Below are 24503 nucleotides of genomic sequence, written 5' to 3' on the forward strand. Positions count from 1 at the left end.
AGTGCCTTTCGCCAAGCCTGGTTCGCCGGGCGGCGGACCGGTTCCGGACCGACCGCAGTGCCTATTGCCGTCACACCCTTCCGCCAAAGTCAGCCCATGATGCTCCCTTGTCGACCGGGTGTGCTCACGGTCACTGCCGATCGAGGAAATTGAACCGCACGCTCGATCCATCAATCGCATCGGTCATCTGCATGTCCTTGCTGGCGCCCATGAGTGCCTGCATCAGCACGGCCGGAGGTTCGTCGGAAACTTCGTAGATTGCGATGAACTCACCGGTCGGTTGGCCATCCGGACCAATACAGGCGTTGAAGGTACCCGAAAGGAAGCCTGGAACTTGTGTCACCTCGCCGATATGGGTGCTGGTGTACCAGGCCTTGTATTCATCCTCGCGCCCTTCATTGGCCCGTGAATTGACGAGTAGCAGACGGGGCATGATCGCATTCCTTTCGCAGTGACCGGGATTGATTCAGGCGGTGATGCGGCGCCGGTACGCGGCAACACGGCTTTCGAGACGAGACTTGCGCTCGGCAGTTTCGACCCACAAGGTGCCGACGGGCAATTCGTGGCGCAACCTGTCGATCGTCGTCAGTGTCAGCTTGGCCTTGATCGGACGACCGTCGGGCTTCATCCGTTGCCAGCGCAGGATCGAGTGCACGCGGCTCTGCCCACCGGTATCGAGCCAGTTGGCAACGCCGGGATCGCGACGCGCGATTACGACACGGACGAGCCCATCAGCATCGACGTGGCTTTGCGCCGCAGTCAGGCTCGACTGGATGCGATGATAGTCAAGGCTGCGATAAAGCCATTCGGTGAGCTGTACCGCAGCATAGCCCGCGTCGACCGGATCGTAGGTGATCACTGCGGCATCGTCGGGGCCGAGGTCGAAGGTTCCGTTGCATATTCCCTGCGTAACGAGCCCGCCGCCCGCGCCACGCATGGCCTCTGCCTGCGTGATCGTGTTGAGCGCCATTCCGCTCCAGATGTTCTGGAACCAGAAGTACAGGTAGAGATCGTTCAGTGCGTGCTCGATTGCACGGATTGCCATGTCCTGCGTGGTGAGGGGGGCGGTGCGTGCTTCGCCGATGCGCTCAATCTGGAGATCGAGTGGCGTTTCGCGGGCCCAATCCATCATTGAATCCCGAACGAACAGGAAGCGCGTGCCGGGCCGGGTGGTCAAGTGATTTGCTCGACCATTCGCGGGCTGCTCGTCTATCGTCAGGTCAAACCAGCCATCGGGTGCAATCGCCAATTCGTGGTCTTCGACTGTCTGGACCGTCTGGCTCGTGCCGTAGTTTGCGGTCAGCGTGAACGAGATGTTGGCCGCCTTTTCATCAGGCTGGGCCGGTAGGCGACCGATGATCCGGTAGGCTGTGCCATGCTCGATCCCGGCCAGGCGGTAGCAGTTGTCCGGATTGTCTCCTCCGGTTCGGGAACCAACGACTTCATGGTCTGCCACCTGGCCGGGCCAGCGGTGAGCGGGCATGAAGTCACGGACGAACCGGGGGTGCTGCGCGTCCGAGGCTGCTGCCTTGAACAGCCAGTTATTGAAGAACTCGTCGGCAAAGGCCGACAACAGTGGCTTTGCTTCGACTGGCATACGATCGCTGTATCCCCGCGCAAACAGCATCTCGATGATGGCGCGGGTCGATGAAACCCTAGGATCGGTGCGCATCGCGAGCACATCGCGCTCGGCCAGAAACTGGCCACGATTGGCGATGGGATTGGTCATGGCATGCTCTCCCGTGTGTCTTGCGATGCTGGATCGGCCCGATAGCGCCGACCTACGATGTCACTTCCTTCAGGCACGAGGGAGATTGTCGTTCGCAAAACTGCAAATGATTCAAAGTGTTCAGGGATACATGAAGAGCCCGCCATCGACCTGAAAGGTCATGCCGGTGAGAAAGGAGGCATCGTCGCTGGCAAGGAATACCGCGATCCGGCCGCCGTCGGCAAAAATGTCGCCGAAGCGGCGCAACGGGATGCCAGCCGCAGCGGCCGCTGTTGCAGCCGGGTCTCCGCCTGTATGGTTGCGCAGAGCGTCGGTCTCGATTGCCGGATTGATGACGTTGCAAGTGATTGCATGCTTGCCCCACTCGCGCGCGGCGGTTCGGGACAGGCCGCGGATCGCTTCCTTCGCGGCATTATAGGCAACCGAGCCTTCATTGCCTGCCTGGCCCCAGTAAGAGCCGAAGTTGATGATCCGTCCTCGGCCCGAGGCGACGAGGTGGGGAAACGCAGCCTTCATGAAGAGGTAGCTTGCCGTCGGTCCGGTCTGGAAGGTCAGATCCCACTCCGCGTCGCGGAATTTCTCTATGCCTGTTAGCACCGGCGAGGAATCTGGGGCATCCTTGGTCCCAAAGGCTTGCGCATTGTTGACGAGTATATCGAGACCGCCGAAGGCCGATACCGCCCGCTCGACAGTGGCCACGATGTCGGCGTGCTCGCCGACGTCACAGATCTGGCCAACCGCTGTGCCGCCAGCTCGCGCAACGAGAGAAAGTGTGTCGTCGATCGAACCCTGGCTGCGCGACGCGACAACAACCTTGGCGCCTTCACGCGCTAGTTCGACTGCTATGCCGCGCCCGATACCTCGGCCCGACCCTGTAACGATGGCGACGCGTCCTTCGAGAATGCCGGTCATGTCGTTCTTCCTCTCCTTTTGAAGCGTCACTTCGCCGCCCATCCGCCGTCGACCGGAATGACCAGTCCTGTGACACCCGAACTCGCAGGGGAAGCGGCCCACAGGATCGCCTCGGCAATCTCCTGCGTCGTCATCATGCGATTCATCGGCTGAAACTCCGCCGCGATCGCCGCACGGGTTGCCGGCGGCATGCTGCTCTCGATATTTGGCGTCAAAGTCAGCCCCGGGGCGACGACGTTGACGCGGACGTTCTCGGGAGCAAGCATCACTGCGGCATGTTGGCTGAGGTGAACCACGCCGGCCTTTGCTGCGGCATAGGCCGGAGAGGCAAATCGGGTTACACGGATGCCGGCCAGCGAGGCGATGTTGACGATCGCGCCGCCGCCACTGCGACGAAGCGCGGGAATTGCGTACTTCATGCCGAGCATGCAACTGGTCAGACACTGGCACACGGTCGCATTCCAAGCTTCCAGCGCGGTGTCTTCAAGAGGAGTATCCCAGCGGTCCCCCGCGCCGAAATTGCCGACATTGTGTACGGCGATGTCGAGCCGTCCGAAAGCCGAAAGGGTTTCCTCAATCGTGCGAGCAGCGTCGGGTTCAAGCGTGGCGTCGGCGCGGATCGCGAGCTGGCCGCTATCTTCCGGCGGTGGGGCTTCGAGGATGTCGGTCCAAGCCACTTGTGCCCCGTTTTTGCGCAGGGCCATAACTGTTGCGCGGCCGATGCCGTTGCCGCCACCCGTAACGAGAGCCACCTTGCCTGCAAGCGGGCCAGATTCCTGGACGGTCACACCCGCTTCTCCCGTGCGATGTCGAACTGGTCCATGTAGTGACCGAAGTGTGCTTCGATCTGCGCTTCATCCAGCCCGAACTCAGCCAGCGTGTAGTGCCGCGCCGGTCCCTTTCCGTGTTGATCGCGGTCCAGATGACGCAGCAGCGCTTCACGGTAGGAGGCCGTGAACGGGATCGTGAAGCGGTCATAGAGAGCTGCGACGGTCTCGAGTGGGCGTGCCGTCAAATCCGCGAAGTGGACGTCGACTACGTTGGCGTCCGAACCTGGACCCTTCCGCCACGCGGCATATGCGTTCATCGCCTGCGACCAGCCCACGAGTTGTCCTGCACCAACCTCGGCGGGATCGCTCGCCAGGTCAGAGAACAACCGGCGCAGCCCCATGAACAGACTGGCGATTGACGGGATGACTTTGGCAGGGTCGCGATGATTTACGTAGATTGCAGCATCGGGAAACGCGAGCCGCATTTCCTCCCACGCGAACATGTGCCCCGGTGCCTTGAGTGCCCAGCGCCCGCCGGGCTTTGCCGCCTGAAGCGCTTGCATGACCCCGATCTGCCAACGCAACGCGCTGGCGGCCTTGTCCGCCAGGACTACGGCAAATGTCGGCGCATTCCAGTAGACCGAATATAGCGAGCCGATATCGGCTTCCTGAAGGAATATGCACTCTTCGGGCAATTCTGCACCGAAAGGATGGATGCGGGTGAGCGCATCGTCTGTCATCCCCTGAAAGGCGAGGATATCGCCGTAGAGCATCTCGCGCGGGTCGTCTCCCGGCAGCGCCGCAGGAATCGCAGCTTCAAATGCGCGGGCAACGCGATTGGCAGGGTCCTGAGTGAGACAGCCGTGGAGGAAAGTGGTGCCTGCACGCGGAAGTCCGCTGCCAATCAGTGGTGCGACTAGACGCTGAGCATCGATCCCCGGAAGCGCCTTGCGCATCGCTATGTAGCGCAGCCGCGAGACCAGCATTGTGTGAAAGCGCGAATGCGTGCGACTGCGACCGAGCGGAGTAAGCTGTGCATCCTCTTCAATCGCATGGCAAAGCAACGAGAAATCGTGGCGAAAGCGCTCTTCATCCCAACGCTTTCCGCCCCAGTCGGACAGCCCGCTGGCCGCTTCTGCTGCAGTGATGAGTGTCGTCGGATCGAGCGTTGCTGCGAAGGGCACAAGGGCAGCGGCATATGGCCCGCTTCGATCAGCCGACACCAAAGCCTCCATCGATCACGAACGTCTGCCCGGTGATGTAGTCCGCCGATGGGCTGGCAAGGTAGACCACGAGCCAGCCGACGTCTGCAGGCTTGCCGAAGCCCGACAAGTGGCGGGAGGGATCTGCCCCCGGTCCTCCAACGAAAGTGGCACCTTCCATCTTGGGCGCATTGCCGGGCACCGCGCCTGGCAAAACAGCATTGACGCGAATGCCGTCGGCGGCGTGTTCGAAGGCAAGCTGGCGGCACAATTGGTTGAGCGCGGCCTTTGACGAACCATAAGCTGCATTGCCGACGAGAACCGGATGTTCCGAACCCATCGTCGAAAGGGCGATGATTCTGCCGGGCATCGATACCCGCTTGAGCTGGCGGATGGCTTCGCGTGCGGTCAGGAAAGCGCCGCGGGCATTAGTCGCGTACATCGCGTCCCATTGCGAGGCACTCATGTCGATCGCGGGGACCCCACCCTGCATCATCGCGCCCATTACGACGATGTCAGGAATTTCGTCGCGCGCCACGCAATCTTCGAAAAGCGCTATGACGTCTGCTTCAACCTTGACATCGCAGGCAACAGCCCGCGCCGTGCCGCCCCTTTCGCATATCGTTGAAGCTACGCGGTCAGCCTCGCTGAGGACGTCGTGCGCAACAATCACACTGGCACCGGCCAGAGCAAGTATCTGAGCAATGGTTTCCGCCAGTCCAGACCCGGCGCCAGTCACAAGCGCAGTGCGGTTCGAAAGGCCGAAAGCGTGGATGAGAGGAGCGTTCTTCTCCGTCATTGCACATTCCTTTGGTTGCACTGGTGAGGCACCCGCGCTCCTGGCGAAGCCCATATGCTGCGGTGACAACACCCCTCTGGCCCAGCTCGTTCGCGTGTGGGCGAATCGGCATGATGAGCCGCGCTTTCGTGGAGATCGACGCCGATCTGCCTTGTCATCCACTCACCTCCCCATACTGCAGTGCATCTTCTGGAGTCGGGTAATTATCTAACTTGATAATATCTATTTTCGTTTGCGACACAAGGACCTCCGGCCTCACCCACACGGCCGAGGCTGGCGCTTCTCCCAAGGTCGAGTGATGCGGCCGCGCCAAATAATCGTATAACTAATATTGACAAGAGAGAGGCTTGTGCTAGCCCTTGGGTCCGGAACGGGTCCCCCAACGGGCCCGCCGCGAGTCACGTGATTTAAGTAACGGACCGCGCAATCCGGAAGAAAGGCCACCCTTCGTCGGGTGGACCATGGGAGGTACGGATGAAGATCTGGAAATTGGCCCTTTGTGCCAGCACTGCGCTCAGTGTGAGCGCGCCAGCATTCGCGGCAAGTTCTGCAACCGAAGTAGCCAACGCGCCCATGGCCGCAGAGGCGGAGCAATCGGTCGATCAGAGCGCTCCGCCAATGACGGACATCGTGGTTACTGCCCGGCGTACTTCGGAGCGCCTGCAAGACGTTCCCGTTGCGGTTTCGATCATCACTCCGGCGAAGATCGAAGCCAAGGGCTCATTCAATCCGGTCGACCTGGTGCAAAGCACTCCGGGCCTGAGCGTGACCGCTTCGGTATCCGATCGTAACAACCTTACCTACACCATCCGCGGGCAGGGCTATTCGTTCGGGACCGTGTTCCCGGCAGTTATTACCTATTTCAACGAAGTGCCGATCGCTCGGCTGACCCAAGGCCAGTTCTTCGATGTTCAGAACATACAGGTTTTGCGCGGTCCACAAGGGGTCACTTTCGGCCGTGTTACCGATGGCGGCAACGTCATGGTCGCCGCACAGACTCCGAAGGAAGACTTCGGTGGATACCTCGGCGTCAAGGTAGGCAACTACGGACTGCGCACGGTCAATGGCGCGGTCAATGTTCCACTGGTTGCGGACAAGGTTCTTTTCCGCGCCGCCTTCGAGACGGCCCGCCGCGATGGTTTCACGACAAACGTCGCCAATGGCCAGAAGCTGGATAACGTTGCTTACGAAGGCTACCGTTTCGGCCTGACCCTCCGCCCGGTCGAAGGGCTGGAGAACACGACTATCGTGTCCTACCAGAACACGCACGACAACGGCACGTCCGTTGTCTTTGCGGGGATCAACGATGCCGCCCTCGGCGCGAGTGTAGGCGGGCTTGCCCCGCTGTTCCCCGGGTCCTATGGCATCGACGCCAATGGGTCGGTGCGGGCTTTCAAGCCTGGGGACACACCGTTCACCACCGCCAACTATCTCGCATCGCTTAATGCGCAACTCTCTGCCCAGCAGGCCCGCGGCAACCGCGCCGTTTCGTTGGTTGATCCCCTCTATAGCAGGCGCAAGAACCTCTATGTGGTCAACAAGACCACAGCCGAACTGACCGACTCGATCACGCTGACAAACATATTCGGCTATGTTCGCGAACGTGAGGACGAGGCTTCCAATTACGCTGCATCCAACGGCGCAGCGGTCCTCACTTGCCACTCGGCTTGCGGTGGCCTGTTGTTCACGAACCAAGAGCAGTTCAGCGAGGAACTCCGCCTGTCGGGCAAGGCGTTTGACAATCGCCTGACCTGGGCTCTGGGCGGTTACATGGATGAGCAGCGTCCGGCCGGGCCGAGCGAGAACGCCACGGTCAACGTGGCGATTCTTCAACGCGTCGGTGTCAACTATCTGACGACGAAGTCGCGTGCGGTCTATGGTTCGTTCGAATATGCCGTGACCGACAACTTCAAGGTCAACGGCGGCCTGCGCTATACACGTGATACGGTTCTTTCTCGCCAGGCCACGTACCTGAGCCCGTTGCCTGGCGGTGAGGCAGGGCTGAAGGACTTCCTCACGGCTATCGGCACCCCCGCGCCGTTTGCAGATATCATCGTGGCAAATACATTTGCACCGATCCCGCATGGCCAATGCACGAATTACGGCGCGGGTTCGATTGACCTTGGCCCGCCGAACGGCGTTATTCCGCTCAATAATCTCTTCGGAGCGGTTGGCTGCACCGAGACGCCCGGTTCTTTCAACTCCACCACCTGGCAGGCAGGTGCCTCCTACAAGACCGATGGTGGCCAGTTGTTCTATGCAAAGGTCAGCAAGGGCTATCGTCCTGGCGGTGTGAACGGTACTTCGCCTCCGGGCGTCAATCCTGCCTATCGGCAGGAAACCGACCTCTCGGTAGAAGCCGGCGTCAAGGCCGACTTCAACTTCGACGGAGTATTCCTGCGCACCAACCTGGCCGCATACACGGACCGTTACAAGGGCATCCAGAAGAACGTCGTCCTTCCGGGCGCTGTGCCGGTCTCGCAGGTCCAGAATGTCGGTAATGGACGCATCAAGGGCATTGAGGCGGAAGTTACCCTGATCCCGGTGAAGGGGCTCACCTTCGGCGGAACCTTCGCCTACACGGACGCCAAGTTTGACAAGCTGATCCCGAATCCATTGAAGAATCCATGCGATCCCAACGCGGTGAGCATTGAAGGGTTCTGTTCCGACAACCTGTACAACTCGGTGCCCAAGACACAGTACACGCTGTCGATGGACTACACGCTTCCGCTCTCGGAGGATATCGGCCAGATCAGCTTTGGCGGCCTGCTCTATCATCAGTCGAGCGTAGCATTGACCGATACCAGCAAGCTGAATCCGCAGTCTATCGAAAAGCCTTATACAACGCTCGATCTGACGGCGAACTGGAGGAACGTGATGGGCCAGCCGGTCGATCTCGGGGTGTTCGTGACCAACGTCACGGACAAGACCTATCGCATCGGCGCGAACAACCTGCTGCAGCGTTCTTCGCTTGGCGTGCTGGGCAATATCTATGCCGCTCCGCGGATGTGGGGTGTCAGCCTGAAGTACCGCTTCGGTGACGATGCCAAGTAAGCCTTGAAACACGAAAGGCGGCGCGGCTCCCGTATCAGGGGTCGCGCCGCTTTCGTTTGCTGATCACGATCCAAGGACTCAGATCGATGACGAACGCGATTCCGCAGCTGACCCCGAAACCGGATCACGTTCCCGAACATCTCGTGGTCGATTTCGACTACGTCCGGCCCGAGAATTTGAAGGAGCTGGGCGTCTATCGCGCGGTCAAGCGGCAGCTTCACTCAGGCCCAGACATAATCTGGACGCCGCGTCACGGTGGTCACTGGATGGTCACCCGCGCTGAGGACGTGCGCTTCGTACAGGAAAACTATGCGATCTTCAGCCACGAGGAATTCATGATTCCACGCCAGCTGATGGTCAGGAAGCCGATCCCGCTTGCGGTTGATCCGCCAAACCACGCACGGTATCGCGCGGTCATCAATCCGGCCTTCACACCAAAGGCAGTGGCGCGGATGCGCGAAGATGCCCGTGCACTGACGATTGAACTTGCCGAGAAGATGCTCCCGAACGGCCAGTGCGAGTTTCTTGCCGAATTTGGCCGGGTCATGCCGGTGACAATGTTTCTGCGAATGGTCGATCTCCCGCTCGATCGGCGTGAGGAATTCGTCGAATGGGGCATTGCGATCATTTCTTCGTACGATCTCCAGTCGCGCATCGAGGCCAATCAGAGGATAAACGACTACCTCCAGATCGTGCTTGACGAACGCGAGGGCGGCGAGGGTGATGATCTGCTGACGCGTGTCGCCAATTGGCGGCGCAACCCGCGCTTCGAGTCCGACGAGGAGACGCTGTCCATGGCCTCTCTGCTGTTCGTCGGCGGGCTGGATACGGTAGCTGCCTCGCTCTCCTACATCACGCATTACCTCGCCACGCACCCCGAAAAGCAGCAGCGCCTGCGCGATGAGCCAGAGATCATCGGCCGAGTCAGTGAAGAGTTCATCCGCCGCTTCGGTTTGTCCAACACCGGGCGGATTCTCACGCAGGACTTCGAGTACAAGGGTGTCCTTTTCAAGAAGGACGAGATGATCATGGTCCCCAACAACCTTTCGGGGATCGATGAACGCGTGTGGGACGATCCACTAGAGGTGGATTTTGACCGCGAAGTAAAGCCGGGTGATCACAACACATTCGGCAATGGCCCGCACAAGTGTGTAGGTGCACCGTTGGCGCGCGCGGAAATCCAGGTGTTCCTGGAGGAGTTCGTGGGCCGGATGCCGATGTTTCGGCTCGATCCCGATCGCACCCATGTCGAGCATTGCGGCTCTGTACCCGGCTTTGACGAGCTGTATCTGCGTTGGGATTGACCGGCGCGCTGCAACAAATTTCAGGAGAAGGCATTGGCTAACGAAATTGCGGCGCTCGCGCCATTCACATTGCCTGGCAAAGTGGCATTGATCACCGGGGCCGCGCAGGGCCTGGGCCGCGAAATTGCGGCACTGTTCCTCGATGTCGGAGCGTCTGTTGTGATCGCCGATCTCGATGGTGCTCATGCCGAGGAAACAGCGGCCGAACTCGCCTCGCGTGGGCCGGTGATAGCGGTGGAGATGGATGTGGCCGATGAAGGCGCGGTTCAGGCCGGATTCAGCGCGGCTGCCAAGCAGTTCGGCGGGGTGGACATCCTCGTCAACAATGCCGCGTACCGAAAGAAGGCCAATACAATGGACATGCCGGTGTCCGAATGGGACACCATGCAGGCAGTGACCACTCGCGGCACGTTTCTTTGTCTGCGCGAGGCGGTCAAGCAGATGAGAGGGCGTGGCGGTGGATCAATCGTCAACATCTCGTCGGCTTGCTCACATCACCCGATGATCTTTCCCAATATGCACTACGATGCGGCCAAGGCAGGTGTCGACGCAATTACGCGGTTGGCGTGCCTTGAATTTGCTGCAGACAAGATCCGGGTAAACTCGGTGCTGCCAGGCGGAATGAATACGCCAGGGCCCAAGACGATGAAGGCGGCGGAAGCCAGTGGAGGCGCGGTGATAGCCGGACCTGCAATGATCCCGGGCCGCAATCCGATCGGTCGGGCGGCGGAACCGATCGAAATGGCCCGCGCAGTGCTGTTCCTCGCCAGTGATGCGGCAAGCTACATTACGGGCGTGGAACTGCTGGTTGACGGCGGCTGGACCAAGGGCTGAAGGCGCGCGGCTCGGATACCAGGCGACGGGTGCGCCATAGCCCTCGGCACCGCACCCGACGCGATTTCCAAGCGAGACGATCCCCTGTCACGGGCTCCAGCCGAAATTGGCGGCAAGCAAGGCTGCAAGTACGGGCTTGCGGATCTTGCCGGACCCGGTCATCGGCATGTCCGTCTCAAGAAGAGCTACAATCCGCTTGGGCACTTTGAACGAGGACAGGCGTCTGCGCAGCTCAGTCGTAACCGCCTGCTCATCTAGCGTGCGGCCTGGTGCCATCAGCACAGCAGCAACGGGGATGGTCTCGCCGTCGCGCTCAAGCCCCACCAGCGCTGCCTTCTCGATGCCCATGAGCCCGGTCATTGCGAGTTCGACTTCTGCTGGTGAAACATTGGCACCGTGCACTTTGAGCATTTCGCCGCGACGCGCCTCAAATTTCAGGTATCCGGCTTCGTCCACGCGGCACAGATCACCGGTAGCGTAGAAGCCATCACTATCGAAGGTCTCATGGCGCTCGCGCCCGTCGAAGCCGAGCATCAGACAATACCCCCGGACCAGTAATTCGCCGGTTTCTCCAACCGGAAGCTCAACCTTTGTCGAAGGATCGACAATGCGAAGCTCCACTCCAGGCATCGGTCGGCCTTGCCAGTTCGGTCTGTCCTCGGGGAGCAGGACACCTATGGGCAGCGAGGTATGGGCGCCAAGAGTTTCGGTCATCCCATAGCTTCGGGCGATGCGTTGACTGGGATGATGCACCGGATTGCCGAAACGGGCGACAAGATGATCGCTGAGGAATGTACCGTCTTTCGCAACTCCGGCCGTGTCCATGTCGAGCCTGACTATGTCGTATCCGGCGCTGGCCAACTCTTCGGAATCGCGCAAGACGTCAAACCAGCCGACGTCGCCGGAAAGACCTGTCGCGCCCTCCGCCTCGATCAGCCGCAAGACATTGGCGGCAGAGCCGTCGCTGGTGAGAAGGAGGCAGGTGCCATTTGCCAACGCGTAGAACAACGTTGCAACGAACCCGGCGACCCAGAACATCGCGCGCGTCGTGATCGTGCGATCGCCATGCCCGAACGCCGTCGCTGTCGTACCCATTTGCCACGCATGCCGTACGAGCGGTCCATGGCCATGGACAACGCCCTTCGGTTCGGCCGTGCTGCCAGACGTATAAATGATGCAGACCGGGTCAGCCGGTGTGACGCGCTCCTCAAGGGATGCCAGCATCGTGTCATCAATGCGTGGATCGCCCTCTAGCAGCCGCGAGAAAGAACGCGACCACGGGCGGGCGCCCGAGCCGATCACGTGGATCGTACGCAGGGCTGGAGCCGCTTCTATGAACAGCAGCCCTTCTTCGGCCTGTGCAAGATCAGGCAGCGCCTCTTCGAGGCGGGACAAGTAATCATGGTTCAAGAAGCCGTCGGCCACGATCAGGTGTGCGAATCCGCCGCGGGCCAGAACCCAGGCGAGTTCAGGAGCCTGGTAGAGCGTGCTGAGTGGGCCGATAACCGCACCGATCCGGGCCGCGGCGAGTACAGTCACGACAAAATCGGGTCCGGGAGGTGCCAATACCGCAATTCGCATGCCGCGGCTCACGCCGAGGCCAACCAGTGCTTTGGCGACGGCAGCAGACTGACTGGCAAGTCCGTTGAAGCTGATGCACTGTCCCTCACGCACCAAGGCGTCACTATCGCCGAAGCGTTCGGCAAAGCTCCGGATCAGGCCCGGCACGGTCGCGGGGAAGGGCGGCTGTGGTATCATCTATGGCGCATGGCCACGCTCACGCAGCTTCGAACAGCTTCTTGAGCTCGGGCTGGCTGGGCTTCATCGAAGGCGTGCGCACGAAATCATCGACTTTGACCAGTTGCGTTGGCACCTGATAGGCCGACAGTCTCTCGCGCAGGAAAGCACGCAACTCATCTTCGCTCACCGAGGCGCCATTCTTCACGCGATAGCCGGCGGCGGGTACCTGTCCCAGCCGGGAATCGGGTAGAGCGACGACGCAGGCTTCGAGCACCGCAGGATGCGCCTCGATCGCCTTGACCACGTCGTCAGGCATGATCTTGAAGCCTCCACGGATGATGGCATTGTCGGCGCGTCCAAGGATCCAGAGGAATTGCTTTTCGTCCATCTTCGCAAGATCGGTGGTGCGCACCCAGCTCTTGCCATCGCCCAAGTGCTTCGCGCGGATCTCGAGAAGACCTGTTTCACCAAAGGGCAACGGCTCGCCGGTCTCCGGATGCACGATGCGTCCGTCGATACCCGGGTTCATGCGCCCCACACTGCCGCGACGCTCTTCGCCGTACTTGCGGAAATCCGGAAGCGTCCATCCGGCAACACCCCCGGCGAACTCCGTAGCGCCGTAATTCTGCAGCACTGGTATGCCGAAGCGTTCCTGGAACTGGTCGGCCAGATCGGGGTCGAGCGGCGCGGTTGATGTTCGAAAGGCGACAAGACTGGACAGGGCCTCCCGGGGCACATCGGCATCGAGGATCATGCGAAGGGCCGAGGGCGGTGCGCCGGCAACCTTGGGCTTGTGGCGTTGGACTGCGCCAACGAACTCTTCGACGCGGAACCGGTCGAGCATGCAGATCTTCCGGCCAGCCGAAAGCGTCACGAACAGGCTGAATATCCCGCCGATGTGCGAAAACGGCGTGTTTGTAATCGCCACAGCGCGGGATAATCGGGGAGGCGTATCAATGTCACGGTTCTCGAACACGGCGGCGTCGAGCACCATTCGCGAAAAGTTCGCGGCCTTGAGCGGAATGCGCTTGGGCGTGCCGGTTGTTCCGCTGGTGAGCATTTCGATCCCGACCCCGGCTGCGTCGTTGCGGAACCCGCTGCCGGTGCGTGGCAGGACGACGCGCACAGGCTCTGCGCGATCACCGGTTATCGCAATGCCGAGTGCTCCGGATTGCTTGACCGCAGCCATCACTGCCGGTCGCTCCCAGTCAACCATTTCGGCGATGACCACCGGGATCTCCAGCGTGTTGATATCCGCAACCAGCTTGTCGTCCGGCAATGCCGGATTGAGCGTTACCACGCAGCGGTCGTTGATGATTGTTGCGATGATGACTGCGGCGATTTGCGGCGTGTTGCGAAGGATTCCGCCGATGCGCGTCCCTGCTCCGATGCCTTCTCGCGTCAGGATTGCTTCGACCGAGTCGATGATCTCGCTCAGCTCACCCCATGTGTACCACTGGCAATTGTGCTCTATCGCCGGTGCCGACGGATCTATTGCCAGGACCGCGCGGACGATCGAATTGAGCGTGGCCATCGATATTGGAACCTTATTTAAGAATAAACGTATATCTGATTTATACGAAAATGATGCTGAAATGCAAGTCGTTCAATCACGAACGAGCACCTGCGTGCCGGTCATTCCGGCCGGTACTCGGGTGGAAGGATGTCGAGATTGATGCCGACGCGTTCAGGCTTCACGGCCAACGGTCGTTCATAGGATGAATCGCTGCGGTCGCGCGCTACCGTGCCGCTCTCGCGAAGCATTGCCATGAATTCCAACGGGACCTTCGATGGCGCTGGTTCCCCGCCCCACTCGGCTACGCACTTGCGCGCAGCGATCCGCCATTCCCCCTCCCGCTTTTCCATGCGATCGATATAGCGCCCGCCGCCGAGTGTCAGGGTCATGTCCTTTGCGTCCATGCCGGCCATCATCCAGTACGTCTCGGCGTGGGCCGTATCACCATCAAGTTCGCAGCTGTGGTTGGTGATGATGTGCTGGTGCGAGATCTGCGCGTTGGTGTGGTAGCGATTCACCCAGTCCCAGAAATCTTCGCGATTTCCCACGAAGAAGCCATGGTCGTCGATCGCATCGGGGTGATAGACGCTCATCAGCAGATCACGGTCCATCCGGTCGACACCACGGCAGTAGTTGGTGACAACTTCACGAATCTTCATCTTGTCGTAGAGCTCGTTGAGCATCTGCTCCGATCCGGATCCCATTTTTGGCTCCTCAGGCGAAATTCTGGCGTGCGGCGTGGCGTGCAGCCACCCAGCCGAAGATGAATGCAGGCGATATCGAGGCACCGGCCCCCGGATATGTCCGACCCATGACCGAGGCGGTCGAATTGCCGGTGGCATAAAGGCCTGGGATAACCGAGCCGTCTTCGCGCAGCGCACGGGCATATTCATCAGTCACGATGCCACCGAACGTTCCCACATCGCCGGGGTAGATCGCTACCGCATAGAAGGGTGGCTGCTCGATCGGGCCTAGGCCTGGGTTGGGATACGCGTTGGTCGGGTCTGCGAATACAAGATCATAGGCCTTGGAGCCGCGGCCGAAGTCCTCATCCTTGCCCTTGCGCGACATCACGTTCCAGCGCTCGACCGTAGCCTTGAGGTTTTCTGCCGGAACCTCGATCTGGCGTGCCAGATCCTCGAGCGAAGCAGCCTTCTTCATGTAGCCGCTGTCGAACCACTCCTGCGGAGTAGCTCCGGCGTGAAAGCTCCAGGGGTATCGGTCGCGGTGGCGACTTTCGATTATTGCCCAGACCGGCACATCCCCGTGCGCGTAGACCGCCTGACCGTTGGCCATATAGCTCTGCGCCTCGTTCGTGAAACGCCTGCCTTGTTGGTCAACGAGGATCACGTGCGGCTTCGGCAGGTCGAGCACGTGCATGTACCGGTCGCCAGATGGCGGCGTAGAGGTCAGTATCCAGACCGCGCCGTCTGTGCAATCGAGCGCGGCACCAAGTCCCTTGGCCAATTCGATCATCTCGCCGGTGTCGCCGGGATTTGCGTTGGTCCAGTCGGTGGAAGAGGGCTGGGGACCGTATGTCTGCCGAAGCTGCGCGTTGCGAGAAAAGCCACCTGCGTTGATAAGCACCCCGTCGCGCGCCCGGATCCGCCAGGGTTTTCCATTCCTGTTCGACACGACACCGACTACCCGGCCGTTCTCCTCGACCAGATCGGCGACGCCAGCCTCGGTGCGAATATCGACCTTGTGATCGAGTGCCATCTTGAGCATCCGCCCCTGGATCGCGGTCCCGGCACCAACGAGGTCCTGACCCAGGATCTTGCTTTTGGCCATGCGCAGACCGACTTTGAGCGCGGCGAGCTTGCCGACGCCCATTCGTTTCATCAGCATGAGCTGGCGACCTTCGATGCCCCGGATAACGACGTTCGTCAGTCCACGTCTGAGCTTGCCTTGCCATTCCTTGCCGAGGCTGGCGGCCGCAAACGGCTCGACCGCGAGGCTGCGGCTTTCAGGGCAGCCGCCAGGCAAATCGTCATGATAGTCCGACCAGCCGTCGCAGCGCACGAAGGGCATGCCCTTCTGCTCAAGATAGAGCACCATCTTGGGGCCCTCTTCGAGAAACATGTCCTTGCGTGCCCGACTGGTTCCGGGGCCAACGTCCCCTACAGCGGCATCTAGGTACGTCCGCGCTTTCTCTGCGTTGTCGTCGATCCCGTCGCGGGCCTGAAGCGGATGGTTCGGTATCCAGAACACACCGCCTGACATTGCTGTCGAGCCACCAATCTTGTCCGTCTTTTCAAGGACGAGCGGGTCCTTGCCGGCGTCCTTCATCGCAATCGCGGCAATCATCGAGCCACCGCCGCTCCCGACAATGACAAAGTCTCGGGTCTCGTCCCACTGGCTCATGCCGGATTGCCTTCGCCCGCGTAACCGTTCTCGACGAAATCCTCGAGCGCGCGGTGGAAGTTTGAGATCGCGATCTCCTGTCGCGGGTTGGGGCGCGCGCCCTTGAAGCCCTTCGACTTCATTCCCTTCTGCACTTCCGCAACATTGGCGAAGTCCTGCGTCAGGATCAGTCCCCAGAAGTCGGTGTCAGCATGGTCCTGGCTCCATTCGAGCTCGACCTTGGGGGGTGCCTCGCCTTCGGGATAGCGCTGAAGGGAATAGACGTCGAATATGCACTTGTCGGGATTGTTGCCGACCGGACGTGCGCGGTAATTGAGAGAACCGGTCGGTCCCATCAGCATGATCTGGTTGGGGAACAGATGCCAGTCGATCCCGGCGGCCTGCATCTGCTCGGCCGTGATATCGGGCCATTTGAGACCAAGCGACAGCGCGTGCTCGTAGATGAATTGGCCGAACTTCATGAGCACCTCCATCGCTGGTGTGCCCGGCTCGACCTCCTGTTCGACACGCCGTGCCGCGTGCACGGTTTGAACAGCCGATCCGGCATTCAGGGTCGCCGCCATGTCCTCCATGTAGTCGCGGATTCCCGGGCGGATGTCCTCGGTGGGGGCGCCGCCGGTCAAGCGCGGTGAGCGCGACCCCATCGGCATCGATTCCCAGTAGCCGAAGTGTGCATGACGGCCGTGGGCATAGCTCTGGGTCCAGTCGTCGAAATAGCGCAGCATCTGATTATGCGTGGTCTGGACATGGTAACCCTCGTCAAACGCCTCGAGCGCGACTTTCCAGTTGCAGTCGAGCACGGTGGACTTTCGCCAGTGGTAGCGCAGCCCACCGAGGTCGAACGGATCTAGAAAGTCCTTGGCGGGAGAAAGATGCTCCTCGAGGCTTACGCAATCAGGGTCCATGTTGACGTAGACCCAGCCGCTCCAACGGCCGACCTTCACCGGTGCAAGGTTCAGTGCATCATCGGTCAGTTCATCGGCAGGCCACTCGTGCCGGTCGACCACTTTCGCGCCCGTCCCATCGATTTTCCAGTTCCAGCCATGATACTTGCAGAACAGGCGATTTGCGTGGCCACAGCCCTCAGTGATCGTGCGGCCACGGTGCGGACACACGTTGTGGAACGCCTTGATTTCATCTGCGGCGGTGCGGATTACGATGATCGATTGGTCGACGATGTCATAGGTGTAGTAGTCGCCAATCTTGGGGATTTCCTCCTCGCGGCATGCCATCTGCCAGACGCGGCTCCAAAGGCCTTCCGCTTCCGTCCGGGCGAACTCGGGCGAAATGTAATTGCGCGCCGGTACGATACCCGCGCTGACCGGGTTGCGCTCGGGCGCAGGGAGGGCGCTGGTCAGGTCGTTCATTGTCTTCGTCATCCTCTTATGCGGCCGCCAGACGCCATATGTGGCCACGTCCGACTCTCGCCCCTTTGCTGTTTATCATCTAACTAGGTAAAACGACATTTGGCAAGAATTTGCAAGTCGATCGCCTGTCATCTGCCCCTTTGCAGTTGAGCCACGCGGTGCTTGATCCGCCATCCGGCGGCGCTCTTCACCAATGTGTCGCGGTAGGTGACGCTGCCGACCCGCCCCTTGCGGCCGACTCCGATGCCCTTGGAGAGGACCTCGGCCCTGTCCAGCTCGAGCGTCCTGATCACGATGTTCGTGGCGTGGTGTGCTACCGGGTGGGGCCAGCCGGGCGTCGCCCAGTCGGCAGCAAGTCGCGCGAGACCCTCGGTGATTTCGCCGTGCTCGAATGCGCTGGTATCGAACACAATGTCGTCGGTGAACAATTCACCAAGGCGGTGCCATTCACCTTCGTCGATCAGGTGGCCGTAGAGTGCGATCAGCTCATGGATCGCAAATCGGTCTTCCATCTCGTCAATGGTCAATGGATTTCTCGCGCTGCGGCATGGCCTTCCCAGATGGCCCTGAGCAGATCGCGTGGCTCACGTGCGTCGCCGACGATCCGGATGTTTGGATTTCCAGGTGCCAGGGCTTCGTGGATTTCGCGCAATGGCTTGTTGGGGGTGATAAGCACGACAGTATCCGCAGGTACGGCTGTGACCTGTTGCATTGCCGCAAGATAAGGCCGGACCATCACGTCGTTCTCACGGATTTCAACGAGGTGGTGGCGTACGAGCAACGTGAACCCACCGAGCGCCTGAAAGCGCTCCCATGCAGCCAGGCTGCGCTCGTTCTTCCAGGCCAGCGCCGCTTGAGCGGTGACATAGGTGACAGATAGCCCCTGCGCGAGCAGATGCTCGGTTGCAGCCAACCCTTCATAGTCCCCAACGGTATCAAGCACGAGCGCAGTACGCCCGCGTGGCTTCTTCTCTCGCAAAAGTTCTGCCGTCGAGACAACGTGCGGCATGTCTGCACCAGGCACGAGCTGGCTTGGCAACGTGTGTTGCTGTGCGTCCATCCGCGGAACCGAACCGGTTGCCACGATTACATGGTCTGCCATTTCGGCGATGACTTCGTCTTCTTCCATGAAGGTGTTCAGGCGAACTTCGACTCCGAGCCTGTAGACCTCGGCCTCAAGCCACAAAGCAATGTCGCCGAAGCCGGCACTGTGGGGTGCTAGGCGTGCGATGTCGAGCTGCCCCCCGAGCCGCGGGCTCGCCTCGCATAGCGTCACCTTGTGGCCTCTCATCGCGGCGACACGTGCTGCCTCCAGGCCTGCCGGACCGCCGCCAACCACCAGCACCTTGCGGGGTGTTTCGGTCAGAGTGATCAGTGCCTCGTCGTAGCGCGATTCGATTCCGGCCGCTGCGTTTACTGCGCAACCCCAGCGACCGCCGCGAAAATGCTGGTTACACCCGATACATGGTCGCACTTCCAGCGCCCGACCCTCGCGGGTCTTATTGACCAGATCGGGGTCTGCAATCTGGGCTCGTACCATTGAGACGAGATCCGCGGTGCCGTCGCGCAGCAGCTGTTCGGCATCGTCCAATGTGCGGTATCGCCCGGCAAGAAGGCGGGGCACAGTCGCCGCAGCGGCAATCGTGCCAGAGGATGGAACCTCGTAGCCTGTCGGGTTTTGCATCGCACCGACCATCGTATCCATGCGGTAATAGTCGCCACGTGAAATATTGACGTAATCAATCAAGTTCTCGGCTTGGAGTCGCTCGAGGACCTTTATGTTAATGCCCTCGTCGACGCCGCCGGGCATGTCGCTAGCTGCCAGACGCACGCCCACCGCCATCGTTCCGCCCACCGCCGATCGCACCTGTCGCACTATCTCGAGCAGAAACCGCATGCGGTTCTCGAGACTGCCTCCCCACCCATCTGCACGGTCGTTGTATATTTCCGACAGAAACTGCTGGGGCAGGTAGCCGTGTGCGGCGTGGATCTCGATGCCGTGCAATCCGCCATCGCGTGCATGCCTTGCGCACCGGACGTATGCACCGATCACTTCCTCGATCATGGCCTCACTCATCCGCTGGCCGACCAGTCCCGTCATGCCAGGCACGTCCGAAACCGCCCATGGCGGCCCGCCGTCCTGCGCGGGATATAGATTGCCCCCGTGCCACAACTGAGCAAAGACCTTCATCGGCGAGGGCTCCACTGCGGCCATCAGCCTGCGGTAATCATCGACGATGCCGTCGTAGAACAAGCCATAAGGGTAGAGCATGCTGGAAGGGTGGACGCTTGCTGCGCCCAGAATGGTCAGCCCGCAGCCACCGCTGCCACGCCTGGCATGATACGCAATGTAGTCGTCAGTCATCCGGGGGGACATTTCGAGCCCGCCGTGGGCGGAGCGCGTGACGCGGTTTGGAACCGTTATGGGGCCGATCTTCAGTGGCTGGAAAATCTTCTCGAGCGCCATTCCCGGTTCTCCCCAGTGCCCTTAGATGGGCTTGATCCTTCTCTATTTATCGTCTAGCGAATTTATCTGTATTTGCAACCGGCGAGGGAGAGAGCCGATGCCATCTAACGCCATCGACAACGCGACACTGCTGTCGATCTACAAGCGCGCAGCGCTCATCAAGGCGAACGACGAGCGCGCGCGCAAGGTGATCCTGTCGGGCCAGATTGCTATGGTCTACTACTCCTATCGCGGGCAGGAGATCATTCCGTCGGTGATGGGCGAGATCCTGCGTGACGATGACACTCTCTGCACGATCTATCGCGGCATTCATGACATGATCGGCAAGGGCTTTCCGCTGCGCGAACTCTGGGCGGAACTGGCCGGGCGCAGGACGGGATCGTGCAAGGGCAAGGGTGGCCCCATGCACCTGACCTATCCACCGCGCGGAATCATGGTCACGACCGGCATCGTCGGATCATCCGCCCCGATCGCCAACGGCCTGGCCTGGGCGGCAAGGCTCGACCAGTCAGACCGTGTCTCGATCTGCACTTTTGGTGACGGCGCATCGAACATCGGCGCGATCCATGAAGCCATGAACCTCGCCTCGGTGTGGAAGCTGCCGACCATCTTCGTCTGCCAGAACAACCTTTTCGCCGAGCACACGACGTTCGAGAAGATGACCGCGGGCGGCAACATTGCCGGCCGGGCTGCCGGCTATGCGATGCCGGGCGTGCGGGTGAACGGCAACGATCCTGCAGAAATGTACCTGGCTTTCAGCGAGGCGGTGGCGCGCGCGCGCGCGGGCGAGGGGCCGACCTTGCTCGAATGCATGACTTTCCGCTTCTTCGGGCACACCTTCGGAGATGACGATTCCTATATGCCAAAGGAACAGAAGTCGGCCGCGATGGCTGCGGATCCGGTTCCGGCACTGCGCGCACGCTTGATTGCCGACCGGATCGCCACCGAGGATGAGCTCGCCTCGTTTGAGGCCGAAATCGAGGCGCAGATCGACGATGCGGTCGCGTTCGCGCTCGAATCACCATGGCCCGAGCCGGACGACCTGCGCTTCGACGTGTTCGAGAAGGAGATCGCGGCATGAGCGCGACTGCAACCGCCCCAGTGGCCAAGAAGCCTACCGTCACGATCCTGGCCGCTCTCGCAAAGGCCTACCAGGACATCTTTTCCGAGGACCCAAAGGCAATCACTCTGGGCGAGGACCTTGCTGATCCAGAGGGTGGGGGCATCGCCAAGATCACAAAGGGACTGTCGACGAAGTTCGGCGACGAGCGCGTCCGCTCGACGCCGATTTCAGAGCAGGCAATCATGGGAGCGGCCATCGGGGCGAGCCTTGCCGGGTACCGGCCGATTGCCGAGATCATGCTGATGAACTTCACCACCGTGGCGATGGACATGATCGTCAACCACGCGGCGAAGTTGCGTTTCATGTCTGGCGGGCAGACCAGTGTGCCGATCGTGATCCGTACGATGACCGGGCTTGGCTTTGGCTCGGGCGGACAGCACTGCGACTATCTCGAGGCATGGTTCGCGCACACGCCCGGAATCAAGGTCTGCGCCGCTTCGACTCCGGAGGATGCGTATGGCCTTTTGCGCGCCGCATACGAAGATCCTGACCCGGTCATCCTGATCGAGAATCTGCCGACATATTTCGCACCGATGAGCTTCGAATTGCCCGATGCCGGCCACCGTGTACCGCTTGGCAAAGCTGCAATCCAACGCGAAGGTACGGACGTGACCGTGGTTACCTATGCCCGCATGGCCGTAAACGCCCGTGCCGCTGCCGATGCCTTGGCGGGCGAAGGAATCTCGGTCGAAGTGGTGGATCTTCGCACGATCGCTCCGTGGGATCGCGAAACAGTTCTCGCCTCGGCGCGAAAGACCGGCCGTGTGCTGGTGGCGCACGAAGCGGTCAAGCAACACGGCGTCGGAGCTGAAATTGCGGCCGTGATTAACGAGGAACTGTTTGGCCAGCTCAAGAAACCGGTGAAGCGGGTTGGCGGTGCCTTTAGTGCGGTTCCGTATTCAAAGCCGCTCGAGAATGCCTATGCACCGGACGCAGACGTGCTGGCATCCGCAATTCGCGATCTTCTACGCTGACACTATCGGAAGGAAGCTATGTCTACCGAAATTCTTTTGCCCAAGATCGGCTTTTCGATGAATGAGGGTGTTCTGGCCGAATGGATGGTCGCCGATGGGGATCAGGTCACCGAAGGCCAGCCGATTTATGCGCTGGAGAGTGACAAATCGACCAACGAGGTCGAATCTCCAGCGAGCGGCACGATCCGTATCGTTGCGCAGGTTGGCGAGACGTATGAAGTCGGCGCAATCCTGGGGACAATCGAATAACCTCTCGCCCGACGGAAGTCTGGGCTCAACTCCAGATGTCGTCACCACGCCGGATCACGTCCTTGCCGCCATCCGCGAACAGAACCTGACCGACGAGGTAACGACACTGCGGGCTGGCAAGGAATGCCAGCAGCGGTGCAATATCCTCAGGACTCGCGTAGTCTGCAGTCGCAATCGGCGTAGCCTCGGCCAAAAGCGAGCGACCTTCTGCAGAGGACAGCAACGGTGCAGTCATCGCGGTGCGCACCGTGCCTGGTGCGACGCCGTTGAGCAACACGCCCGCATCGGCCCACTCGTGGTGGGCCGATGTGCGGCGTACCCAGCGGCTCAGTGCACGCTTGGTTGACGCGTAGACGAGACCGGGCTCCATGGAGGCCAGCTCTCGAGCCTGCGTTTCGTCGCCCGCCAGGCAGGCCGCAACCAGCGGCGGACTGATCGGCAGGATCGTGGCCGATGATGTGACAACGACCGCACGCGGTGCGTTCGAGCGGGCAAGGATGGGTCTGAGGGCGTCGAGCAAGGCTACCGTGCCGAAATAGTTGACTGCTACCATCGCGCTGGTGTCTGCGCTGGCGACCCCGGCACACGCGATGACTGCGTCCAGGCTCCCTCCGCTTGCAACCAGTATACGATCTACCAGACCATCGCGTTCGGCAGGATCTGCAAGGTTGGCAGTGACCTCGGCTTCGCGCAGATCAAGTCCCACGACGTGCAGCCCGTCTGCGCGAAGCTGCGCCGCTGCCGCTCCGCCGATCCCACCAGCCGATCCGGTCACAAGAATGGTTCGCTTCACTTGTCGTTCCTTGCCTTACACGCCGAGAATTCCGAACGTGTCGAGATCGATCATCGCCATTGCAAAGCGCGAGGCGGCCGCAGTGTTGTTTGCTTCAGTCTGGAAATTCGAGCCGTTTAGCAGCCAGATCAGCAATCCCCAGATGACGCTGCGGCGATAAGCCGACCACGCATCGTCGAACGAAGGCGCAGCAACGCCCCGAACGGCAAGGGCTTCGAGGTAATGTTGAAGCAAGGCTGCCTGCCACCGCCGACGGTCCTCCAGATCAAGCCCCGCGATCAGGAAATAGCTGACGTCTATTGACCACGAGCCAAGCCGAGGCTGGGCGTCGAGAAAGCCGGGATTGCCTTGTGCGTCGACGTAAAGGTTGCCGAGGTGCATGTCGCCATGGTTGATGACAAGTGCCTCGTGTTTCGCCTGGGCGATGCGCATTGCGGCGTGCGCTGCCCTGATCCGCACCGGGTCAAGGATTGCCCGTGGCATTGCGGCGCCTCTAGGCGCAGTGGCAAAAGTCTGAAAGTGTTCGGGCGTGAGCAGCAGTTCGAAGTAGTGGGCAAGAGACGCTTCGCTTGCATCGGGCACCCAGGCGAAACTGCCGTCCCGCAAACGTGGTGAGTTCCACCAGCGCGCATGAAGCGTGGCCAAGCCGTCAAGAAATCGCGCCGCGAGGTTGAAATCGATCGGTTTCTGCGGTTCGAGGAAACGGACATTGCGCAAGCACAAGTCCTCAAGGATGACGAGTGCCCGTCCGGTATCGTCGGCGAGTGCGGCGAAGCAACGCGGCGACTCTATTTCAACGGTGGGAAGCAGATCGCGATAAGCGTGGACTTCGTTGACATGCATCCCGCGCATCTGCGGACTGTGCGGCTCGAACCCGGCCTTCATCAGGACAGTAGCCGGAAAATCACTGCGATTTGTGCGCAATGCCAGCCTCAGCTTGGTACAGGCACCTTTCACCACGTCGACGATCTCGACTGAGTGCACCTGTATGCCAGGCTGGTTTTCGGCGAGCGCGCTGGTCAGCCATCGTGGCGAGATGTCGCTCGCCTGATCGGGCACGCGTAGCGGGTCCGCCATTCTCACTACCCCTCCAACTCGGTCCGCACAGTATCACATTATCAGATAATTGAATTATATGATAATGTGGATCACGTTGCACTGACGATTGCAGCATGTTTCGCCATCGAGTTGCATCTTCCACGAACACTGCGGCGGCTCATCTCCGCATGCCGAGGGCCAGTCACGTCGTGATGAAGATGCACTGCAACAAGCCGGCGTCACCGATGTTGCACCCTTAAGCCATTGC

Annotated in this window: 21 protein-coding genes; 6 read left to right on the forward strand and 15 right to left on the reverse strand. The window is 60.7% G+C overall.

Annotation, left to right across the window (positions count from 1 at the left end; genetic code table 11):
• Positions 1-130: 130 nt before the first annotated feature.
• From IQ25_RS16050 to IQ25_RS16075, 6 genes are all read right to left on the reverse strand, one after another.
• The gene (locus tag IQ25_RS16050) at positions 131-433 is read right to left on the reverse strand and encodes a hypothetical protein (RefSeq protein WP_144907290.1); all 303 of its coding nucleotides are present in this window, start codon (positions 431-433) and stop codon (positions 131-133) included.
• Between the two features lie 33 nt (positions 434-466).
• The gene (locus tag IQ25_RS16055) at positions 467-1729 is read right to left on the reverse strand and encodes a hypothetical protein (RefSeq protein WP_144907291.1); all 1263 of its coding nucleotides are present in this window, start codon (positions 1727-1729) and stop codon (positions 467-469) included.
• A 120-nt stretch (positions 1730-1849) separates the two neighbouring features.
• Entirely contained in the window at positions 1850-2641 is a 792-nt protein-coding gene (locus tag IQ25_RS16060; protein WP_144907292.1) for an SDR family NAD(P)-dependent oxidoreductase, read from the reverse strand.
• Positions 2642-2667: 26 nt separating this feature from the next.
• A complete protein-coding gene (locus IQ25_RS16065; RefSeq protein WP_144907293.1) occupies positions 2668-3429 on the reverse strand; it encodes an SDR family NAD(P)-dependent oxidoreductase in 762 nt (253 codons plus the stop codon).
• On the reverse strand, positions 3426-4634 hold the full coding sequence (locus IQ25_RS16070; protein WP_158637766.1) for a sulfotransferase family protein: 1209 nt from the start codon (positions 4632-4634) through the stop codon (positions 3426-3428). The genes IQ25_RS16065 and IQ25_RS16070 overlap by 4 nt, the downstream gene beginning before the upstream one ends.
• Entirely contained in the window at positions 4624-5412 is a 789-nt protein-coding gene (locus IQ25_RS16075; protein WP_158637767.1) for an SDR family NAD(P)-dependent oxidoreductase, read from the reverse strand. Before IQ25_RS16075 ends, IQ25_RS16070 begins: the two co-directional genes overlap by 11 nt.
• Before the next feature lie 474 nt (positions 5413-5886).
• Between IQ25_RS16075 and IQ25_RS16080 the strand changes: the two genes are divergently transcribed.
• The 3 genes from IQ25_RS16080 to IQ25_RS16090 all read left to right on the forward strand — a co-directional run bounded on the left by IQ25_RS16080 (position 5887) and on the right by IQ25_RS16090 (position 10604).
• Entirely contained in the window at positions 5887-8466 is a 2580-nt protein-coding gene (locus IQ25_RS16080) for a TonB-dependent receptor (RefSeq protein ID WP_144907296.1), read from the forward strand.
• Between the two features lie 86 nt (positions 8467-8552).
• Positions 8553-9770, forward strand: a complete 1218-nt coding sequence (locus IQ25_RS16085) for a cytochrome P450 (protein ID WP_144907297.1) — start codon at positions 8553-8555, stop codon at positions 9768-9770.
• Positions 9771-9803: 33 nt separating this feature from the next.
• A complete protein-coding gene (locus IQ25_RS16090; RefSeq protein ID WP_144907298.1) occupies positions 9804-10604 on the forward strand; it encodes an SDR family NAD(P)-dependent oxidoreductase in 801 nt (266 codons plus the stop codon).
• An 87-nt stretch (positions 10605-10691) separates the two neighbouring features.
• Here the strand turns inward: IQ25_RS16090 and IQ25_RS16095 are convergent, their stop codons facing one another.
• The 7 genes from IQ25_RS16095 to IQ25_RS16125 form a co-directional block, all read right to left on the reverse strand.
• Complete coding sequence (locus IQ25_RS16095) at positions 10692-12362, reverse strand: class I adenylate-forming enzyme family protein (protein ID WP_144907299.1); 1671 nt, start codon at positions 12360-12362, stop codon at positions 10692-10694.
• Between the two features lie 19 nt (positions 12363-12381).
• Positions 12382-13878, reverse strand: coding sequence for a class I adenylate-forming enzyme family protein (locus IQ25_RS16100; RefSeq protein WP_144907300.1), 1497 nt, complete (start codon positions 13876-13878; stop codon positions 12382-12384).
• A gap of 101 nt (positions 13879-13979) precedes the next feature.
• Positions 13980-14564: a nuclear transport factor 2 family protein gene (locus IQ25_RS16105; RefSeq protein WP_144907301.1), complete on the reverse strand. Its 585-nt coding sequence runs from the start codon at positions 14562-14564 to the stop codon at positions 13980-13982.
• A 10-nt stretch (positions 14565-14574) separates the two neighbouring features.
• Entirely contained in the window at positions 14575-16224 is a 1650-nt protein-coding gene (locus tag IQ25_RS16110) for an FAD-binding protein (RefSeq protein ID WP_144907302.1), read from the reverse strand.
• Positions 16221-17591, reverse strand: a complete 1371-nt coding sequence (locus IQ25_RS16115; protein WP_144907303.1) for an aromatic ring-hydroxylating oxygenase subunit alpha — start codon at positions 17589-17591, stop codon at positions 16221-16223. The genes IQ25_RS16110 and IQ25_RS16115 overlap by 4 nt, the downstream gene beginning before the upstream one ends.
• Before the next feature lie 128 nt (positions 17592-17719).
• A complete protein-coding gene (locus IQ25_RS16120; protein WP_220094551.1) occupies positions 17720-18118 on the reverse strand; it encodes a nuclear transport factor 2 family protein in 399 nt (132 codons plus the stop codon).
• On the reverse strand, positions 18115-20058 hold the full coding sequence (locus IQ25_RS16125) for an oxidoreductase (protein WP_144907304.1): 1944 nt from the start codon (positions 20056-20058) through the stop codon (positions 18115-18117). The genes IQ25_RS16120 and IQ25_RS16125 overlap by 4 nt, the downstream gene beginning before the upstream one ends.
• A gap of 97 nt (positions 20059-20155) precedes the next feature.
• Between IQ25_RS16125 and IQ25_RS16130 the strand changes: the two genes are divergently transcribed.
• Genes IQ25_RS16130 through IQ25_RS16140 form a run of 3 tightly spaced genes read left to right on the forward strand, consistent with a single transcriptional unit; the run spans position 20156 to position 22404 of the window.
• A complete protein-coding gene (locus tag IQ25_RS16130; protein ID WP_144907305.1) occupies positions 20156-21139 on the forward strand; it encodes a thiamine pyrophosphate-dependent dehydrogenase E1 component subunit alpha in 984 nt (327 codons plus the stop codon).
• Positions 21136-22155, forward strand: coding sequence for an alpha-ketoacid dehydrogenase subunit beta (locus IQ25_RS16135; RefSeq protein ID WP_144907306.1), 1020 nt, complete (start codon positions 21136-21138; stop codon positions 22153-22155). The genes IQ25_RS16130 and IQ25_RS16135 overlap by 4 nt, the downstream gene beginning before the upstream one ends.
• Positions 22156-22173: 18 nt before the next feature.
• Positions 22174-22404, forward strand: a complete 231-nt coding sequence (locus tag IQ25_RS16140) for a biotin/lipoyl-containing protein (RefSeq protein WP_144907307.1) — start codon at positions 22174-22176, stop codon at positions 22402-22404.
• Positions 22405-22429: 25 nt separating this feature from the next.
• Here IQ25_RS16140 and IQ25_RS16145 read toward each other — a convergent pair whose 3' ends face one another.
• Together IQ25_RS16145 and IQ25_RS16150 are read right to left on the reverse strand one after the other, a co-directional pair.
• On the reverse strand, positions 22430-23197 hold the full coding sequence (locus IQ25_RS16145) for an SDR family oxidoreductase (protein WP_144907308.1): 768 nt from the start codon (positions 23195-23197) through the stop codon (positions 22430-22432).
• 15 nt (positions 23198-23212) lie between these two features.
• The gene (locus tag IQ25_RS16150; protein ID WP_144907309.1) at positions 23213-24274 is read right to left on the reverse strand and encodes a protein kinase family protein; all 1062 of its coding nucleotides are present in this window, start codon (positions 24272-24274) and stop codon (positions 23213-23215) included.
• Positions 24275-24503: the final 229 nt, after the last annotated feature.

This window comes from Novosphingobium taihuense (assembly GCF_007830315.1).
GTDB classification, from domain to species: domain Bacteria; phylum Pseudomonadota; class Alphaproteobacteria; order Sphingomonadales; family Sphingomonadaceae; genus Novosphingobium; species Novosphingobium taihuense.

What these genes read in the sequence shown, in the direction of transcription:
- IQ25_RS16140 (WP_144907307.1), top strand. Translation starts at nt 22,174, where the DNA reads ATGTCTACCGAAATTCTTTTGCCCAAGATCGGCTTTTCGATGAATGAG.
- IQ25_RS16110 (WP_144907302.1), bottom strand. Translation starts at nt 16,224, where the DNA reads ATGAGCCAGTGGGACGAGACCCGAGACTTTGTCATTGTCGGGAGCGGC.
- IQ25_RS16125 (WP_144907304.1), bottom strand. Translation starts at nt 20,058, where the DNA reads ATGGCGCTCGAGAAGATTTTCCAGCCACTGAAGATCGGCCCCATAACG.
- IQ25_RS16115 (WP_144907303.1), bottom strand. Translation starts at nt 17,591, where the DNA reads ATGAACGACCTGACCAGCGCCCTCCCTGCGCCCGAGCGCAACCCGGTC.
- IQ25_RS16095 (WP_144907299.1), bottom strand. Translation starts at nt 12,362, where the DNA reads ATGATACCACAGCCGCCCTTCCCCGCGACCGTGCCGGGCCTGATCCGG.
- IQ25_RS16130 (WP_144907305.1), top strand. Translation starts at nt 20,156, where the DNA reads ATGCCATCTAACGCCATCGACAACGCGACACTGCTGTCGATCTACAAG.
- IQ25_RS16105 (WP_144907301.1), bottom strand. Translation starts at nt 14,564, where the DNA reads ATGGGATCCGGATCGGAGCAGATGCTCAACGAGCTCTACGACAAGATG.
- IQ25_RS16085 (WP_144907297.1), top strand. Translation starts at nt 8,553, where the DNA reads ATGACGAACGCGATTCCGCAGCTGACCCCGAAACCGGATCACGTTCCC.
- IQ25_RS16060 (WP_144907292.1), bottom strand. Translation starts at nt 2,641, where the DNA reads ATGACCGGCATTCTCGAAGGACGCGTCGCCATCGTTACAGGGTCGGGC.
- IQ25_RS16075 (WP_158637767.1), bottom strand. Translation starts at nt 5,412, where the DNA reads ATGACGGAGAAGAACGCTCCTCTCATCCACGCTTTCGGCCTTTCGAAC.
- IQ25_RS16055 (WP_144907291.1), bottom strand. Translation starts at nt 1,729, where the DNA reads ATGACCAATCCCATCGCCAATCGTGGCCAGTTTCTGGCCGAGCGCGAT.
- IQ25_RS16135 (WP_144907306.1), top strand. Translation starts at nt 21,136, where the DNA reads ATGAGCGCGACTGCAACCGCCCCAGTGGCCAAGAAGCCTACCGTCACG.
- IQ25_RS16050 (WP_144907290.1), bottom strand. Translation starts at nt 433, where the DNA reads ATGCCCCGTCTGCTACTCGTCAATTCACGGGCCAATGAAGGGCGCGAG.
- IQ25_RS16100 (WP_144907300.1), bottom strand. Translation starts at nt 13,878, where the DNA reads ATGGCCACGCTCAATTCGATCGTCCGCGCGGTCCTGGCAATAGATCCG.
- IQ25_RS16150 (WP_144907309.1), bottom strand. Translation starts at nt 24,274, where the DNA reads ATGGCGGACCCGCTACGCGTGCCCGATCAGGCGAGCGACATCTCGCCA.
- IQ25_RS16080 (WP_144907296.1), top strand. Translation starts at nt 5,887, where the DNA reads ATGAAGATCTGGAAATTGGCCCTTTGTGCCAGCACTGCGCTCAGTGTG.